Raw genomic sequence first — 15,556 nt, 5'->3', positions numbered from 1 at the left:
CGGCCCCCGTGCGTCCTGCGCGGGGGCCGTTTTCCCACATGCGTGGAAATCAGTGCTTGTTCTTGTGGCTCTGCTGGCCGGCCTTCATGTGCTGCTCGGACGTGCCACCCTGCTTGCCGCCGGTCTTGCTGTCCGATGCGGACTTGGACGATGCGCTGCGGGTTGCCTTGTCGTCGCTGTTCTTGTGCGACTGCTTGCCGGCTTTAACGTGCTGTTCGTGCGTGCCACCTTGATTGGCCATGACGGTATACTCCTCATATCCATCTTTTTTCAGCAAAGCCTCATGCCTTGCCGGGCGTGAACACAGCTTGAAGGGAGATCGTTCCGACTTTAATATTTCGTGATGAAAAACCGGCGAAAACGGGTAGCTGACTACCCGTTTCGCCACATAGCGTCTATTTGGCCGCCGTTTCGCCGGTCGCCGGCAGGCGGTAATCGTCCACGCGGCCAAGCGGCGCATCTTCCATCAGTCCGCGCTTCGTCAGCTTTTCGCGCGGCGTTTCGACCACGGAAAATTTGGCCGGAGCCGGTTTTCCACCAAGCAGAGTGTCACCACCGTCGAGATCCGGATCGGTCAGGCTGATCGGCTGGGTGCGAACCTGCTGGGCATCGATGCCGAGTGCCGGGAGCGAAGTCAGTGCGGGCAGGTTGCTGCCGTCCAGCGTTTTCAGATCGGGTTCTGCGCCATCGAGATGGCGGCGAACGAATTTCTCCACATAGAATGCGAGCTTTTGCTTGCCGGCCTGGGTCATGCCGATGCCGTCTGCCTCGCGCAGACGAGCCTGCTGGCCGTTCACGTCATATCCCGTGGTCACGTATTTGCCGCCCTCATCCACGAAGCCGTCCCAGACATCGACGAACTCGCCGCCGAGCTTTTCGATATGGCTACGGTAAAGGCGGTTGAAGCCGATGAAATCCGCCGTCAGCGAGGGCGACTGGAAGGCGGGCAGACCCACCCACAGCACCGGCACCTGCTGGCGCTTGGCAAGCGTGATCAGAGCGTCGATGCGCTTCTCATATTCCTTGAACCAGAGTTCGGTGCCGTATTTTTCCTTCGTGCCGCCGATATCCATCGCCTGACGGTCGTTGGAACCCATCATGATGACGATGGTGGCAGGCTTGGTGTCCTTGATGAATTGCGGGAGATTGGCAAACCAGTCGTAGTAATCCGAACGCACCAGACCGGACGAGCCGTTGGCACGCACGTCAATGGCGATGCCTGCGGAGCTTTCGAAGGTGGAGACAAGCGCTTCGCCCATGGCGCCGGCTAGAAAATCACCGACGATGAGAACGCGTTTGGCGGTTTCCAGCTTCTCGACCGGCGCGGGCTTGGCGGTGCGCATCTGCACGACCGACGGCGTGCTGCGCGGCGCCGATGGCCTTGTGACGGAACGGTTGGAGTTCTGACGTGGCGGTGCAGCCTGGCGCCGCTGCTCGCGCCGCTCCGGCGAATAAAGACGATCATTATACTGATTGGGGCCGCCGAACAGCATTTCCATCAGCGTGCGGCGTTCGCGGTACTCCTGGCCAACCGCCGTCGCCGTCCAGGACGGGACGCTGAGCGTCACGACAAGAAGCGCGACACTGCCGCGCTTCACGGTCTTTGCAATGGGTCCTGCTTCTCTGGTGGTCATGGCGTGATGTTCCCGAGACGGTCCCATTGACTATATGCTAATATTCTTGGCCCGTCAGGACCATTATCAGTTCCGCAGTGCTCTCAGCAGGGTCTGCGATGGCTCGCCATCATTTTGCAGGCCCATGCGCCTCTGAATGGCGCTGATCGCTGCCTTCGAGCCGGAGCCGAAATTGCCATCGATTTCGCCATCATAATAGCCGAGCTCCTTCATACGCGTCTGAAGCTCGAACTTTTCCTTGATGTCCAGCGTGCCGTTCGGGCGCGGCCACTTCTGCTGCATGCCGCCATAACCGGCAATCTCGTCTGCCAGAAGGCCAACGGCAAGCGCATAGCTGTCCGACGCGTTGTAGCGCTTGATGGTGAAGAAGTTTTTGGTCATCAGGAAACCTGGACCATTCGAACCACCTTCAAGCTTCAGCGTCGCGCGATCCGAACCGCGCGGAAAACCCTTGCCGTTCGGGCGGAGGAAGCCGAGCTTCTGCCATTCGGCGAGCGACTTCGTCTGGTCCGCATAGCGTGCTCCGCCAGCAGGAACGGCTGTCTCATAGCCCCAGGTGCGGCCCGGCTCCCAGCCGTTCTTCGCCAGAAGGTTGGCAGCCGTTGCCAGCGCATCCGGCACGGAATGCCAGATGTCGCGCTTGCCGTTGCCATCCGCATCGACCGCATAGAGCAGATAGCTCGTCGGGATAAACTGGGTGTGGCCCATGGCGCCTGCCCATGAGCCGGTCAACTGCTTTGGCGTCACGTCACCCGACTGCAGGATTTTCAGTGCGGCAATCAGCTGTGTGCGGGCAAACTTGGCGCGCTTGGGATCGGAATAGGCAAGCGTTGCCAGTGCCTGGGGAATGTTGTGAAGGCGTTCGGGCTTTTCCAGCACCGCGCCGTAATTGGATTCCATCGACCAGATGGCGAGGATGACGTGCTTGTCGACACCGAAATTGCGCTCGATCCAGTTGAGCGTCGTGGCGTGCTTCATCTTCATCTCGCGACCGATGCGCACCGTGTAGGGGTTCACGCGGCTGTCGAGATAATCCCAGATCTGGGTGGTGAATTCTGGCTGATAGGTCGCCTTACGCAACGCATCGGGATCAGGTTCGGAAACGCCTGCAAAGGCCTTCTGATAGGTCGCGCGCGAAATGCCTTCCTTGGCGGCTGTGGCATAGAACTGGTTGATCCATTGCTTGAAACCCGCATCTGCATTTGCAGTGACGGGTGTCAGAGCAATGGTCAGGCCTGCGAGTGCTACGCAGCCAAATTTACGGACGCCGGAAAGGATCATCTTTTTCATCGTCAGTCTTTCGTTTCTCTCGAATGTCAGTTCGATTGCGAGACACGCATCGGGCTTCACGACGGGGTACCAGATTAAAGTCAACAAATTCTTTACCATTAACGATAGGTAACGTCACCCTTTGCAAAAACTTGCCACTTTTGTCATAACAAGTTCGTGTGCGTTACTTAAAAACCGTTGAAATCTCTCAGGAGGGATGTGTGGTAGAAAAGAAGAAGATTCGGAAAGCAGTGTTTCCCGTTGCAGGTCTTGGAACACGTTTCCTGCCGGCAACAAAAGCGGTTCCGAAGGAAATGCTCACGGTGGTCGACAAGCCAGTCATCCAATATGTGGTGGATGAGGCAGCTGAGGCGGGTATCGAGCACTTCGTGTTCGTCACCGGACGCGGCAAGGGCGTGATCGAGGACTACTTCGACATCCAGTTCGAGCTGGAGCAGATGCTGCGCGAGCGCAACAAGAATGCCGAATTGACCCTTCTGTCCAATATCCTGCCGAAAGCCGGCACCGCCAGCTTCACGCGCCAGCAGGTTCCGCTCGGTCTCGGCCACGCGGTATGGTGCGCACGCGACATCGTCGGCGATGAACCCTTCGCGGTTCTGCTGCCCGACATGATCATGACAGGAGACAACAAGTCCTGCCTCAAGGGCATGGTCGAGCTCTACGATCAGAGCGGCGGCAACGTTCTGGCGGTTGAAGAATGCGCACCGGAGCTTGCCCATCGTTACGGCATCGTAGCGCCCGGCGAAGAGATCGGTAACGGTTTCCGCATCACCGACATGGTGGAAAAGCCTGCCAAGGGCACGCAGCCGTCGAACTATTTCATCAACGGCCGTTACATTCTCCAGCCGGAAATCTTCACGCTGCTCGAAACGCAGGAACGTGGTGCCGGTAACGAGATCCAGCTGACGGACAGCATGCTGAAGCTTCTGAAGCAGCAGGACTTCACCGCTTATCCATTCCGCGGCGAAACCTACGACACCGGCGCAAAGGATGGCTTCATTCTGGCCAACCTGGCTTTCGCCCTGCAGCGCGAGGACATCCGCCCGCTGATCGAAGGCCCGCTGAAGGACATCATCGCCAAAATGGGCTGATCCGGTTGATCAAGTCACCCCGTCGCTTTCGGGCTCGACCCGGAAGCTCAGGGTGGCAAGCCTCTGGAATCCCGGCGTCGCGCCGGGATTTTTTTATCGCCTGAGCGTCAGGCCGGCGCCAATGCGCCAATCGCTTGTCTTGATGACGGGCGTGGTTTCGTAAGTCAGGTCGGTGGTGAAATCGAGATAGCGGTTGATCTTCCAGGTCAGGCCAGCGCCCACCGAATACTTGATTTGATTGTCGATGCTGTCTGTCTGGAAGTTGCGGTGTTCAAGCCCGGAGCTTAGCCGCGCCACGAGATCGTTTCGCAATTGCTGGATGACCGCGACCGTCAATTGACGCGTGACCCAACCGCCGCGCGCGCCGCCGGCAAAATCTTCTATGTCGGTCTTCAGGCCGAAATTGACATCCGTGCCGCGCATGGGGGACCAGGTGAGGGTGCCATCTGTGGTCAAGGCGTTGACCGATGCCAGACGGTTATCGTCGTAATCGCGCCGCAGCAGGCCGACTGCCACTTCGCCGCGCCACTTTTCGCCGAGATCGATCTGCGTTCCGACCTTGGCGCCGTAGGAGGTAGAAGATCGCTGGTAGCCGGTGCTGTCTGTCTTGTTGTCGTAGGCGCTCAAGGCGCCCGTCGCTTCGAGGAAGGGAACGAGCGCAGGCGACATTTCGTAGCCGACACGGCCGCGCAAGGCTACGCCGGACCGATCTCGGTCGGCAAGGCTGATCGACTGGCCATTGATGCCCTTGGCATCAGTATAGATGGCGCGGGAGAGATCGAGGGCTGCAAGCGCCTTGACCAGACCGATATTGCGCTCGATCGACCCACCAGCTGTGAAGAGATGTTCGCCACCCTGGATCGATGCACCGGAAATGGCGTTCGGATCGCTGGTGTCCTCGCGGCTGAAGGCATAGCCCGCCTTGAGCCGGGCGGTTGTCTGGTCTGCCAGATCGAGCCGCAACTCCGCCTGCACGTTGGCGCTCGGGTTCTCCCCGGCACTGCCGCCGCTGATATTGCGCTCATAGACGCCTTCGCCTGAAACCGTCAAAGCGTGGCGCGACCAGTCGCTGGTCAGTGTGCCGCGAATCCCGGTTGCCAGATAGGTCCGGTTGGTGGAGGCAGCCGGAAACTTCTTGTTTTCATGGTTGATCGTCTGGCTGATCGATGGGCGCAGCGTCAGCGTCCCGATGCGGATTCCGGGTGCTGTACCATCATCGACGGTTGCTTTCTCGCCGCCATCCACCGTCGGCTCGAAGATGTTGTCGCGCCGGTCGGCTGGCTCTATCGCCTCATCCACCGGTTCGGGTATGGCGCTGCCGGGTTCTGTGCGCGCACCAATCACGCCATTCGGCGTTTGTTCAGGACGGGGCGTGGGAACAACGGTTGCGGCGGGCGTATCGGCATTCGTGCCGACTGGCTGACCGGACGCTGGATCGTTGGCATAAGGATCGGCGCTTTGAAGGCCGACCGGCAAGACCGGTGTGTTGCGGCCCGTGTTCTGACCGCTGTTCTGGCCGCTATTTGGCCCGCTCGTCTGGGCCTGCACAGGAAAGGACAGCCACAGGCAGGCGGGCAGAGCGACGGCTGCTCTGCGCAACGTCTTCAGACGCATCGCTCTGCTGTGACGGTTCATGCGTTTCACCCGGATTCGGTATGTTGGTTACTCAAAGGTAAAACCGCATGGTTAACATCTGGTTGATCACAGTTGATTGGAGGGCGCCAACCCAGACGCCAGCAGGATTTCGCCAATGGACAGGCAAAGGCGAAAAGAGTAACAGTCCGGCCATGACCACGAGATCTGCCGCCCTGACTGAAAACAATGCCATCGAGTCTGCGCTGAGAACCGTTTCGGTGGAGCGGAAAGGGCTTGCTGCCCTGGAAACCGCGCTGTCTGGCGATCTTGGCGAGGCCTTTGCCAGAGCCGTCGATGTGATCGGCAACATCACCGGTCGGCTGATCATTACCGGTGTCGGCAAGAGCGGCCATATCGGCGCCAAGCTTGCCGCGACCTTTGCCTCCACCGGAACGCCTGCCTTCTTCGTGCATGCAGCGGAAGCCAATCATGGCGATCTTGGCATGATCGGCGGCAATGATGTGGTGCTGGCGATTTCCAAGGGCGGAGAAAGTGCAGAGCTTCGCAGCATCATCAACTACACCCGCCGCTTCGCCATTCCGCTGATTGCGCTGACCTGCGCCAAGGCGGGATCGCTCGCCAAGGCGTCCGACATCGTTCTCCTGCTTCCGGATGAGGAGGAGGCCTGTCCGCATGGGCTTGCGCCCACCACATCCACTCTCATCCAGCTTGCACTGGGCGATGCGCTGGCGATTGCCCTGCTTGAGGCACGCAAGTTCACCGCTGGCGATTTCCGCGTATTTCATCCGGGCGGCAAGCTCGGTGCGAGCCTGACGCTGGTCGGCGATATCATGCACACGGGCGAGCGCGTGCCGCTCGTGGTCAAAGGCACGCCGATGGCAGATGCCATCCGTGTTCTGGCGCAGAAGCATTTCGGTTGTGTTGCGGTGCTGGATGAGAATGAACGTCTTTGCGGTATCGTCACGGAAGGCGACATGGCGCGCAATCTGACGCGCAATCTGGCTGAGCTGACGGTGGACGACATCATGACGCGCACGCCCAAGACGGTGAAGAAAGAGGTGCTTGCGACGGCGGCCTTGGCCACGCTCGAAAAGCACCATATCGGCGCGCTGATTGTGATCGATGAGGACAGCAGGCCGATTGGCCTCGTTCACTTCCACGATCTGCTCCGGATCGGTGTTGCCTAATCTTATCGTTGCAAGCGTGCTGCGATCGTTCAGATCCGCTCATACGCTTTAGCGCATCACGGGCTTGCGTGTGTTGCCATAGAGGGTAAGCAGGATGCCCGCCGTGACGATCAGGGTCGCGCCCACGACGGTGTGGATCGTAGGCACATCTCCAAACATCACGAAGCCGAGAATGCTGACCCATATGAGGCTTTGATATTCCAGCGGCGCCAGGACCGATGCCGGTGCAAAACGATATCCCTCGAAGAACAGCATTTGGGCGAGCAATATTTCGATGCCCAGGATTGCACACATGCCGATCTCGAACCAGTTTGCCGGCGTGGTCCAGTCCATCAGCAGGCCGCTGACCAGGCAGAAGACGCAGCCCGTTGTCAGCAACTGTGCCTGCGTGCTTTCCCGTGTCGCGGCCTTACGGGTGTAAATCACCGCAAGAGCCCAGAAAATCCCGGAAGCAAAGGCAAGCAGGGTTGGAACAGGGTTGAGGGAACCCGTCGGGTTGGCGGCGATGACGGTGCCGATCATTCCCAGGACGACCGCCGCCCAACTTGCTTTCCCTACCTCTTCGCCGAGAATCGGTATGGCGAGGAGGACGATGATGACCGGGGCTGCGGCATAAAGCGTTGTGACTTGCCCCAGAGGCATGAGCTTTGCGGCGGCAAAGAAACAAAAGGTGCAGGCGATTTGGAACAGCGCTCTGACCGCCGTCGCGCCCTTATAGGGGCTCCTGATAACTTCTCGGCATACGGAGGGCTTCATCATTATGGTGGCGAATACCATCACGATGCTGCGGATGAAGAGGAGTTGCCAGACGCCGAACAGGTTTCCCATCCACTTCATCGTGGCGTAATGGAGGGAGTACATCATGTAGCAGCCGCAAACCAGAACGATGCCCAGTGCCCTTTTTTCATGGGTGGTGATCACCGCGGGCCTCCCGGTTCATGTTTTCGCATATCCGAATACCGAAGTGCGGGATCACGTTTGCCTGGGGGGGCGGCTGTGAGGCTTTCATTTGACATTGACCCACCACATACTCCCTAATGCCTCAGTGTGAATTAGATAGTAGACCGGTCGTCTAGTAATGGCTCGAGAGAATGCGACACGACACAAGCTTATTTGCGAAGGGCTGAAAGGCTTGATTGCGCACGGCTATGAAGGAGTGGGGATCGGGCCGATCCTGGCGAGCGTCGATGTGCCTAAAGGTTCCTTCTACCATTTCTTCAAGAGCAAGGACGATTTCGTCGGCGCCATCATCGAGTATTATGCGGAGATATGGGAAGCGCAGCGCAACGACATCTTTGGAGATCAGAGGCTTAGCCAACTTCAACGGCTCGATGTCTATTTTGGGCTGCTCGAAAGTCAGCTTCGCGAGGAGCATCCGTCAGGCGGATGTCTTTTTGGCGCCCTAGGGCAGACTGTTTCAGGCCGAAGTTCCGTGCTGCGGGCCAAGCTTGCAAAGGCCTATCGTTCCTGGGAAAGCAGCATCGCGCGCCTTCTTGAAGAAGCAGAGGTCGCCGGTGAGCTGAGGGATGGCATCGATCCGCACATGGCTGCCGGAGAACTTGTCGACGCTTATGAAGGCGCAATCATCCGCGTGAAGCTCAACGACGATCTGGAGGCCTTTGCGCGTTTTCGAACACTAGCGCTTGCGAAACTGAGACAACCACGCGGACAGTAAGGCGATGCCATCGCCTGCGTCTCACCGTTTTGCGACACTTTAAAGCTTGAGGGCTGCGTCGACGCTTAAGCCTTCTCCACCGTTAATGTGCGACCATGGGCAGAGGCGATCCGGACCCGGGTGCCGGCCGGCTGATCCGCGCCCTGCACCGGCCACCATGTATCATCCAGACGAATACGACCGCGACCTTCGGTGATCGGCTCCTGGAGGGTCGCGGTGCGGCCGATGAGGCTTGCCTCGCGCTGGTTGAGGAATGGCTCGTCCGTTGCCGCGTATTTGCGGTCATAGTAGCGGCGACCGGCAATGGCGAAGGCGACGGAGAGCGCGGCAAACAGCAGGAATTGGAGCTGCCAGTTCCAGAAGCCCATGTCCCACAGCGCCAGGGACAGCGCGCCTATTACCAGCGCTGCAGCACCGATCCAGATCAGGAATACGCCCGGTGCCGCCAGTTCCGCCACCAGAAGGATGGCGGCCAGCACCCACCAACTCCAGGGACCGAGATCGGCAACAAGTTTCTCGATCATGTCACTTGTCCGTCGGGGCGGCGAATGGGTTGGGCACGGTCACGTTGATTGTCTGGCCGCCCGGGCGGTTGGAGGGCGGAACGGAGGAACGGCTTGCCGGTCCGCGTGGAGCGGGCGGAGGTGTTGTTCCGTCATTGTCCTTGCCAAAAACCTCACGGGCAATGGCGCCAATGCCGCCGAGCGAGCCGATCAGCGACGAAGCTTCCATCGGCATCAGCACGATCTTGGAATTGGTCGCCTTGCCGATATCGGCAAGCGCCTCGGTATATTTCTGGGCGATGAAGTAGTTGATGGCGTGGATGTCACCGGCGGCAATCGCCTCAGACACCATGCGCGTTGCGTTGGCTTCGGCTTCCGCCAGACGTTCGCGTGCCTCGGCGTCGCGGAAGGCGGCTTCGCGCTGGCCTTCGGCTTCCAGAATGGCCGATTGCTTGGCGCCCTCGGCGCGCAGGATCTGAGCGTTGCGCGACCCTTCGGCTTCCAAAACCTGGGCGCGCTTTTCACGCTCGGCCTTCATCTGGCGGGCCATGGAGGTGACGAGATCCTTTGGCGGAGCAATGTCCTTGATTTCGATGCGCGTGACCTTGATGCCCCACGGACCGACGGCTTCATCGACGACGCGCAGCAGACGGTCATTGATCGCATCGCGGTTGGAGAGAAGCTCGTCGAGATCCATCGAACCCATGACCGAGCGAATGTTGGTCATTGTCAGGTTCTGGATGGCGAATTCCAGATTGGCGATCTGGTAGGCAGCCTGGGCGGCGTTCAGCACCTGGTAGAAGGCCACCGCATCCGAAGACACGCTGGCATTGTCCTTGGTGATGACCTCCTGGGTCGGAATATCCAGTACCTGCTCCATCACATTCATGCGCGCGCCGATGCGCTCGATGAAGGGCGTGATGAGGTTAAGGCCAGGCTCCAGCGTGCGGGTGTAGCGCCCGAAGCGCTCCACCGTATAGCGGTACCCCTGTGGCACGGTCTTGATACCGGCGACGAGCGTCAGGATGACAAGAATGACCGCCGCTATGACAAAAATATCGAAACCGCTCAAATCCATTCCTGCTCTCCTGTTTCATCAACGAGGGGTAGCCGAGACTGGATCAGACCCAGCCCTGCAACTCCTTGCGTACAACTTTTTCGAGAACTCGCATACCATCGGCGCTGTCGTTGAGGCAAGGAATATGGGTGAATTTCTCGCCGCCATGGTGCAGGAAGCTTTCGCCCGCTTCACCGGCAATTTCTTCCAGCGTCTCGAGACAATCGGAGACGAAACCCGGGTTCATCACCGCAATGCGCTTGACGCCTTCGCTTGCCAGCTTCTCCACCGTCTTGTCGGTATAGGGCTGCAACCACTCTTCCGGCCCAAAGCGAGACTGGAAGGTGATCATGAAGCGGTCTTTGTCCAGCCCGAGCTTTTCGCGCAGCAGGCGGCCGGTCTTCATGCACTGGCAGTGGTAGGGATCGCCCTTCTTGAAGTAGGATTGCGGAATACCGTGGAAGGATGCGATCAGCTTTTCCGGCTCCCAGTCCAGCGTTGCCAGATGGCTCTTCACCGAGTTTGCGAGCGCATCGATATAGGTTTCGTCATCGTGGTAAGGCGGCACGGTGCGCAGTGCGGGCTGCCAGCGCATTTTCATCAGGTGCTCGAAAGCCTTGTCGTTGACGGTCGCCGTGGTGGCCGCCGCATATTGCGGGTAAAGCGGGAAGAGCAGGATCTTCTCGCAACCCTGTTCTTTCAGGGCATCGATCTTGGAGGCGATGGACGGCTGGCCGTAGCGCATGCCCCAATCGACAACCACATTCGGAAGATCGGTCAGCGCCTGCGCCATCAGGTCGGACTGGTTGCGGGTATAGGTGCGCAGGTAGCTTTCGTTCTTCTCGTGGTTCCAGATCTCTTCATAGGCCTTGCCGACCTTTTGCGGGCGCTTGTTCAGCACGATGCCGTAAAGGATCGGGTACCAGAAGACACGCGACCATTCGATCACGCGCTTGTCGCTCAGAAACTCCGCAAGATAGCGGCGCATGGACTTGTAATCCGTGCCATCCGGCGTGCCGAGATTGACGAGAAGAACGCCAACCTTGCCGAAGGAAACCTTCGGATGGTCCTTGGGCAGGTGGCTTGCGGGGAAAGTGGTGATGTCTGCGGCCATTAACTTGTCCTGAACTCTCATGAATCGCGGAAGACTACGTCCGCGCGCGCATCGTGGATCAATCTTTAGACCATCAATCCCGTGATCTGAATTGATTTTTGACAAAACCTACGCGGCATTTGGGCGCGTCGCTGCACCTAGGCATGAAAAAGCCGGTCCGCGACGCGAACCGGCTTCTCCTCATCAATTCCCGCGCAGATCAGTTGGCCGGAATGGTCAGTTCTTCACCGATCTCGATATGGTTCGGGCGACGCAGTTCGTTGGCTTCGGCGATCTTCTTCCAGTCGACGCCCTTGCCGTATTTCTCCTCTGCGATCTTCCACAGCGAGTCGCCCTTGGTGACGACGTATTTTGCCGCTGCGGTGGCGGCTGCCGGTGCGGATGGTGTTGTTGTGGAAGGAGCTGCTGGAGCCGTTGTGGCAGGGGCTGGTGTTGCCGGTGCTGGGGCGGCCGGAGCAGGCGCTGCAGGAGCCTGAGCGGTGGTGGCCGGAGCGGGTGCAGCCGGTGCCGGTGCGGCAGGCTGCTTTGGCGGAGCGACGTAGTCGGCAGGGGTCGCGTCTACGATACGGCCATCGGTATAGGGTTTGTAAGGGCTGTGCGCGCCGATATAGGCGGCGACAGCATCTTCCAGGCTCGGTCCGAAGTCGTAAGGGTTGATTGCCTTGGTGGCGAAGGTTTTGAAGCCGTCGCCGCCGGTGCGGGTGTAGTTGTTGGTGACCACGCCGTAGGTCTTTTCAGGATCGAGCTTGACGAAGTTGTCGCCTTCCTTGACCTCGACGGAGACGATGCGGCTTCCAGCTGGCTTGGAGCGATCGAAGGTGTATTTCAGGCCGGACGCCTGAACGAAGCGCCCCGCGCCTTCCTCGATCTGGCTTGCGCCGTTTTCAAGTGCGGCCTGCAGGTCCGCACCCTTGATCTGGAAGGTAGCGATGGAATTCTGGAACGGCAGAACCGTCAGAACCTCGCCCATGGTTACCGGACCGGCGTCGATGGAGGCGCGAAGACCGCCACCGTTCTGGATGGCGATGGTGATACCCTGATCCTTGACGCGGTCGAGCAGCGCATCGGCGACGAGGTTGCCCATGGAGCATTCCTTGACGCGGCAAACCTCGCGCGAACCGTCAATTGCAGCTTCGCTGACGCCGATCTCCTTCTTCTTCATTTCTTCCAGCGGCGCGGCCAGTTCCGCCACACGCTTGTTGAAACCTTCATCCTGCGCCACGGCGGCATCCAGCAGCTTCGGCGCGCCGGTTGCGGATTTCACCACGCCATTGTCATCGAAGGTGACGGAGAGATCGCCGAGATATTTGGAATAGGCATAGGCGGTGACGACAGGCACATCGACACCGGAAGGGTTCTTGACCAGCGTCGGGTAGGGACCGGCAGCCTTCGGATCGGTGCTGGAAAGCAGCGTGTGGCTGTGGCCGCCGACGATCACGTCGATACCATCCACTTCTCTGGCGATTTCCTGATCGCGCACATAGCCGACGTGGGAGAGCAGCACGATCTTGTTGACGCCCTGATCCTGAAGTTCCTTCACCGCGCCCTTGAGGTAGGTGACTTCGTCCTCGAAGGAGACCTTGTCGCCCGGCGAGGAGGTTTCGCCGGTGTCGGTGGCGAGAACGGACACCATGCCCACCTTCTGGCCGCCCATTTCCTTGACGACGTAGCCCTTGAACTTGTCCTTCAGCTCCGAGCCATCGGCAATCTTGGTGTTGCCGGAAATGATCGGGAACTTGACGGCGTTGATCAGCTTCAGAAGTTCTGCCGGGCCGTCATCGAACTCATGGTTGCCAATCGCCATGGCGTCGAAGCCGATGCCGTTCATGAATTCGGCAACCGGTCCGCTTTTGTACTGCGTGTAGAACAGCGAGCCCTGAAACTGGTCGCCGGCATCAAGCACGAGAATATTGGCGTTCGGCCCAAGCTCGGCGCGGCGCGCATCGATCGCACCCTTCACGCGGGCGATACCACCGAAGCATTCCTTCTTTTCTGCGTCGGCAGCCGAGCAGGTCGAGTCGGATTTGTTGATGGGCTCGATGCGGGAGTGAAGATCGTTGATGTGCAGGATGTTGAGTTGATAATCGGCGAGTGCTGCGCCTGCCGAAAGAGCGACCACGGAGGCGGTCATCAGGCCAAATCTCAAAATCCTGTTCATCAGTCTCTCTCCTGTTGATGTCTTGCTTGCCGTTTCGGGCTGCACATCTCTTGCTAATTCAAGAGTGTGACAGCCATTCGAAGGCATGTTTCCATCTTGAGGCATCTGCTGCAAGTAGAATTGTTGGGGGAGAAGAGACAATAAAAAACGCGCGCTACACGCGCGCGTTGAAATACCAAATCGGCTTTGCTTTGCGACCGGCGTTTAAGGCTCAGCCTTGGCGGTTCAGTGTAAACTGGCTGTTGCTGTCCGTGGTGCAGTTCAACTGGCCGGGCGAAATCAAGGCGCAATTGACGCGCGACTGGGTGTTGCGTACCAGCGAGGTCATGTTGATCTCATAGAGCGTTGGGGAGATCGCCACGTAGGTTCCCGATGCCAACAGCGTGTTGGTGTCGGACGAACGGGTGGAGAAAGAGCCGTTCTGGAAGGTGGAGACGATACCGTTACGGTCGATCCAGCGGCCATCCACTGCGGGGCGCTGGGAGATCGACGGCATGGGCCGCACAGGGCTGGAAGCCGGCGCACAAGAAGAAACGGCAATTGCAGCCAACAGCAAGGCAACACTTGTCTTGAAATACATCACTCTTTTCTCCTGCGATTCTTCAGCCGATGGTTAATGACGATGGCGCGAGTTCGGGTTTATTGCAAGCCAACGAGAGGCGATACTCACCAGTTCCTCGTTGGACTCACAAAAGCGCAAGCGTGGCAAAACTGCATCAATCGACAGCGTAAAGGGCTCAGGTTTCGCCTGAGCGCCTTCTTTTCGTTTGTGGCTCAGCGCACCAGAATGTTGCGGAACTGCCAGGGATCGTCCTTGTCGATATCGTCCGGGAAAAAGCCGGGGCGGCCGTCCAGCGGCGTCCAGTCCGTATAGTGTCCCTCGACAGGGCCGAGATAGGGTTTCTGGATTTCGAGGCAGCGGCGGTAATCCATTTCATCCGCCTCGACGATGCCCACTTGCGGGTTCTCCAGCGCCCAGACCATGCCGGCCAGAACCGCAGAGCTGACCTGAAGGCCGGTGGCGTTCTGATTTGGAGCAAGCTTGCGCGCCTGTTCGAGCGTCAGGCGCGAGCCATACCAATAGGCATTCTTCTCATGGCCATAAAGCAGCACGCCGAGTTCGTCTGCGCCATCCACCAGTTCTTCTTCCGTCAGAACGTGCTGCACGCTTTGAGCCTGTCCGCCATTGCCGAACATCTCGTAGAGAGACAGCACCGCGTCGTTGCAGGGGTGGTAGGCATAGTGGCAGGTGGGGCGGAAGGCGACTTTGCCATCCTCGTCGCGCACAGTGAAGTAATCGGCAATCGAAATCGCCTCGTTGTGGGTAACGAGCAGGCCATATTGCGCCCCGTGCGTCGGGCACCAGGTGCGCACGCGGGTATCGGCACCGGGCTGTTCCAGATAGATTGCGGCTTTCGATCCCTTTTTGTGCTTTCTGGCGTTCTTCGGCTTCCACTTTTCGTGGCTACCCCAGCCAAGCTCTGCGGGCTGCAGGCCTTCGGCGATGAAGCCTTCCACCGACCATGTGTTCCAGAAAGTGCCGAAGGGTTTAGGCTCGCGAGCGCGCTGCGTGTCGCGCTCGGCCACATGCACGCCCTTGACGCCGAGTGTGTGCATCAGCTTCGCCCAGCCCTCGCGGTCGCCCGTTGCCGGCTCTTCGATTTCGAGCTTGAGATCTTTCGCCAGATTGACGAGCGCCTGCTTGACGAACCAAGACACCATGCCGGGATTGGCGCCGCAGGTGGAAACGGCGGTCGTACCGCCGGGGTGCTTCTTCCGCGCCTTCAACATGGTCTGTCGGAGGTGATAATTGGTGCGGGCGGAATTGTCTGCCTCTCCGTCGAAATAGAAGCCGGGCCAAGGCTCCACGACGGTATCGATATAAAGCATCCCATGCTTGCGGCACAGCTTCATCAGATCCACCGAGGAGGCATCGACCGATAGATTGACGCAGAAGCCCTGACCGTCGACGCCTTCCACCAGCGGGGTCATGACGTCCTTGTAGTTATCCTCGGTCAGATGGGTGCGGATATGACGGATGTTTCTCTCGGCCAGATAATCGGCGATGTCTTCGCGCGGATCGATGACCACCAGTTTCGTCCAGTCGAAGGTGAAATGCCGCTCGATCAAAGGAAGCGTGCCACGGCCGATGGAGCCGAAACCGATCATGATGATGGGGCCGGTGATGTCCCCGTAGATCGGGTATGCTGCTTCCGTCATTTACAATGTCCTTCCAAGACAGGTTTCGAAC

14 protein-coding genes are annotated in these 15,556 nt (G+C 59.1%); 3 read left to right on the top strand and 11 right to left on the bottom strand.

Translation table 11 applies throughout. The features are described from left to right. Window positions 1-49: 49 nt before the first annotated feature. From ACQZ5M_RS17460 to ACQZ5M_RS17450, 3 genes are all read right to left on the bottom strand, one after another. A complete protein-coding gene (locus ACQZ5M_RS17460) occupies window positions 50-241 on the bottom strand; it encodes a hypothetical protein (protein ID WP_449080374.1) in 192 nt (63 codons plus the stop codon). 154 nt (window positions 242-395) lie between these two features. Then, window positions 396-1,634: an SGNH/GDSL hydrolase family protein gene (locus ACQZ5M_RS17455; protein ID WP_449080373.1), complete on the bottom strand. Its 1,239-nt coding sequence runs from the start codon at window positions 1,632-1,634 to the stop codon at window positions 396-398. 66 nt (window positions 1,635-1,700) lie between these two features. Beyond that, complete coding sequence (locus tag ACQZ5M_RS17450) at window positions 1,701-2,924, bottom strand: lytic murein transglycosylase (RefSeq protein WP_296016601.1); 1,224 nt, start codon at window positions 2,922-2,924, stop codon at window positions 1,701-1,703. 200 nt (window positions 2,925-3,124) lie between these two features. On the opposite strand from ACQZ5M_RS17450, the gene galU reads away from it, so the two are divergent. Next, a complete protein-coding gene (galU, locus tag ACQZ5M_RS17445) occupies window positions 3,125-4,015 on the top strand; it encodes a UTP--glucose-1-phosphate uridylyltransferase GalU (RefSeq protein ID WP_113180803.1) in 891 nt (296 codons plus the stop codon). Window positions 4,016-4,108: 93 nt separating this feature from the next. On the opposite strand, the gene ACQZ5M_RS17440 is transcribed toward galU, so the two are convergent. Then, window positions 4,109-5,650 (bottom strand): surface lipoprotein assembly modifier, encoded by a 1,542-nt coding sequence (locus ACQZ5M_RS17440; protein WP_449080372.1) that lies wholly within the window; start codon window positions 5,648-5,650, stop codon window positions 4,109-4,111. A 152-nt stretch (window positions 5,651-5,802) separates the two neighbouring features. Here ACQZ5M_RS17440 and ACQZ5M_RS17435 point away from each other — a divergent pair, with 152 nt between their 5' ends. Further along, complete coding sequence (locus ACQZ5M_RS17435) at window positions 5,803-6,798, top strand: KpsF/GutQ family sugar-phosphate isomerase (protein WP_296016607.1); 996 nt, start codon at window positions 5,803-5,805, stop codon at window positions 6,796-6,798. A 48-nt stretch (window positions 6,799-6,846) separates the two neighbouring features. On the opposite strand, the gene ACQZ5M_RS17430 is transcribed toward ACQZ5M_RS17435, so the two are convergent. Further along, the gene (locus ACQZ5M_RS17430; RefSeq protein ID WP_449080371.1) at window positions 6,847-7,719 is read right to left on the bottom strand and encodes a DMT family transporter; all 873 of its coding nucleotides are present in this window, start codon (window positions 7,717-7,719) and stop codon (window positions 6,847-6,849) included. Window positions 7,720-7,876: 157 nt separating this feature from the next. On the opposite strand from ACQZ5M_RS17430, the gene ACQZ5M_RS17425 reads away from it, so the two are divergent. Beyond that, complete coding sequence (locus ACQZ5M_RS17425; RefSeq protein ID WP_449080370.1) at window positions 7,877-8,473, top strand: TetR family transcriptional regulator C-terminal domain-containing protein; 597 nt, start codon at window positions 7,877-7,879, stop codon at window positions 8,471-8,473. Between the two features lie 65 nt (window positions 8,474-8,538). On the opposite strand, the gene ACQZ5M_RS17420 is transcribed toward ACQZ5M_RS17425, so the two are convergent. From ACQZ5M_RS17420 to ACQZ5M_RS17395, 6 genes are all read right to left on the bottom strand, one after another. Next, entirely contained in the window at window positions 8,539-8,997 is a 459-nt protein-coding gene (locus tag ACQZ5M_RS17420; protein ID WP_296077882.1) for an NfeD family protein, read from the bottom strand. 1 nt (window position 8,998) lies between these two features. Then, the gene (locus ACQZ5M_RS17415) at window positions 8,999-10,054 is read right to left on the bottom strand and encodes an SPFH domain-containing protein (protein ID WP_296016618.1); all 1,056 of its coding nucleotides are present in this window, start codon (window positions 10,052-10,054) and stop codon (window positions 8,999-9,001) included. Between the two features lie 43 nt (window positions 10,055-10,097). Then, complete coding sequence (gene hemH, locus ACQZ5M_RS17410; protein ID WP_296038383.1) at window positions 10,098-11,147, bottom strand: ferrochelatase; 1,050 nt, start codon at window positions 11,145-11,147, stop codon at window positions 10,098-10,100. A 199-nt stretch (window positions 11,148-11,346) separates the two neighbouring features. Beyond that, on the bottom strand, window positions 11,347-13,305 hold the full coding sequence (locus ACQZ5M_RS17405; protein WP_449080369.1) for a 5'-nucleotidase C-terminal domain-containing protein: 1,959 nt from the start codon (window positions 13,303-13,305) through the stop codon (window positions 11,347-11,349). Between the two features lie 211 nt (window positions 13,306-13,516). Further along, complete coding sequence (gene omp10 / locus ACQZ5M_RS17400) at window positions 13,517-13,885, bottom strand: outer membrane lipoprotein Omp10 (protein WP_296016625.1); 369 nt, start codon at window positions 13,883-13,885, stop codon at window positions 13,517-13,519. Between the two features lie 194 nt (window positions 13,886-14,079). After that, window positions 14,080-15,525 (bottom strand): homospermidine synthase, encoded by a 1,446-nt coding sequence (locus tag ACQZ5M_RS17395; RefSeq protein WP_449080368.1) that lies wholly within the window; start codon window positions 15,523-15,525, stop codon window positions 14,080-14,082. Window positions 15,526-15,556: the final 31 nt, after the last annotated feature.

Source organism: Rhizobium sp. 22-785-1 (genome assembly GCF_053521965.1).
Note: the sequence above shows the minus strand (reverse complement) of the source record. Positions and strands in the feature narration are given on the sequence as shown.

Coding starts and splice junctions, on each gene's coding strand:
- ACQZ5M_RS17415 (WP_296016618.1), bottom strand. CDS start 10,054: ATGGATTTGAGCGGTTTCGATATTTTTGTCATAGCGGCGGTCATTCTT.
- ACQZ5M_RS17455 (WP_449080373.1), bottom strand. CDS start 1,634: ATGACCACCAGAGAAGCAGGACCCATTGCAAAGACCGTGAAGCGCGGC.
- ACQZ5M_RS17460 (WP_449080374.1), bottom strand. CDS start 241: ATGGCCAATCAAGGTGGCACGCACGAACAGCACGTTAAAGCCGGCAAG.
- ACQZ5M_RS17450 (WP_296016601.1), bottom strand. CDS start 2,924: ATGAAAAAGATGATCCTTTCCGGCGTCCGTAAATTTGGCTGCGTAGCA.
- omp10 (WP_296016625.1), bottom strand. CDS start 13,885: ATGTATTTCAAGACAAGTGTTGCCTTGCTGTTGGCTGCAATTGCCGTT.
- ACQZ5M_RS17435 (WP_296016607.1), top strand. CDS start 5,803: ATGACCACGAGATCTGCCGCCCTGACTGAAAACAATGCCATCGAGTCT.
- hemH (WP_296038383.1), bottom strand. CDS start 11,147: ATGGCCGCAGACATCACCACTTTCCCCGCAAGCCACCTGCCCAAGGAC.
- ACQZ5M_RS17440 (WP_449080372.1), bottom strand. CDS start 5,650: ATGAACCGTCACAGCAGAGCGATGCGTCTGAAGACGTTGCGCAGAGCA.
- ACQZ5M_RS17395 (WP_449080368.1), bottom strand. CDS start 15,525: ATGACGGAAGCAGCATACCCGATCTACGGGGACATCACCGGCCCCATC.
- ACQZ5M_RS17425 (WP_449080370.1), top strand. CDS start 7,877: ATGGCTCGAGAGAATGCGACACGACACAAGCTTATTTGCGAAGGGCTG.
- ACQZ5M_RS17420 (WP_296077882.1), bottom strand. CDS start 8,997: ATGATCGAGAAACTTGTTGCCGATCTCGGTCCCTGGAGTTGGTGGGTG.
- ACQZ5M_RS17405 (WP_449080369.1), bottom strand. CDS start 13,305: ATGAACAGGATTTTGAGATTTGGCCTGATGACCGCCTCCGTGGTCGCT.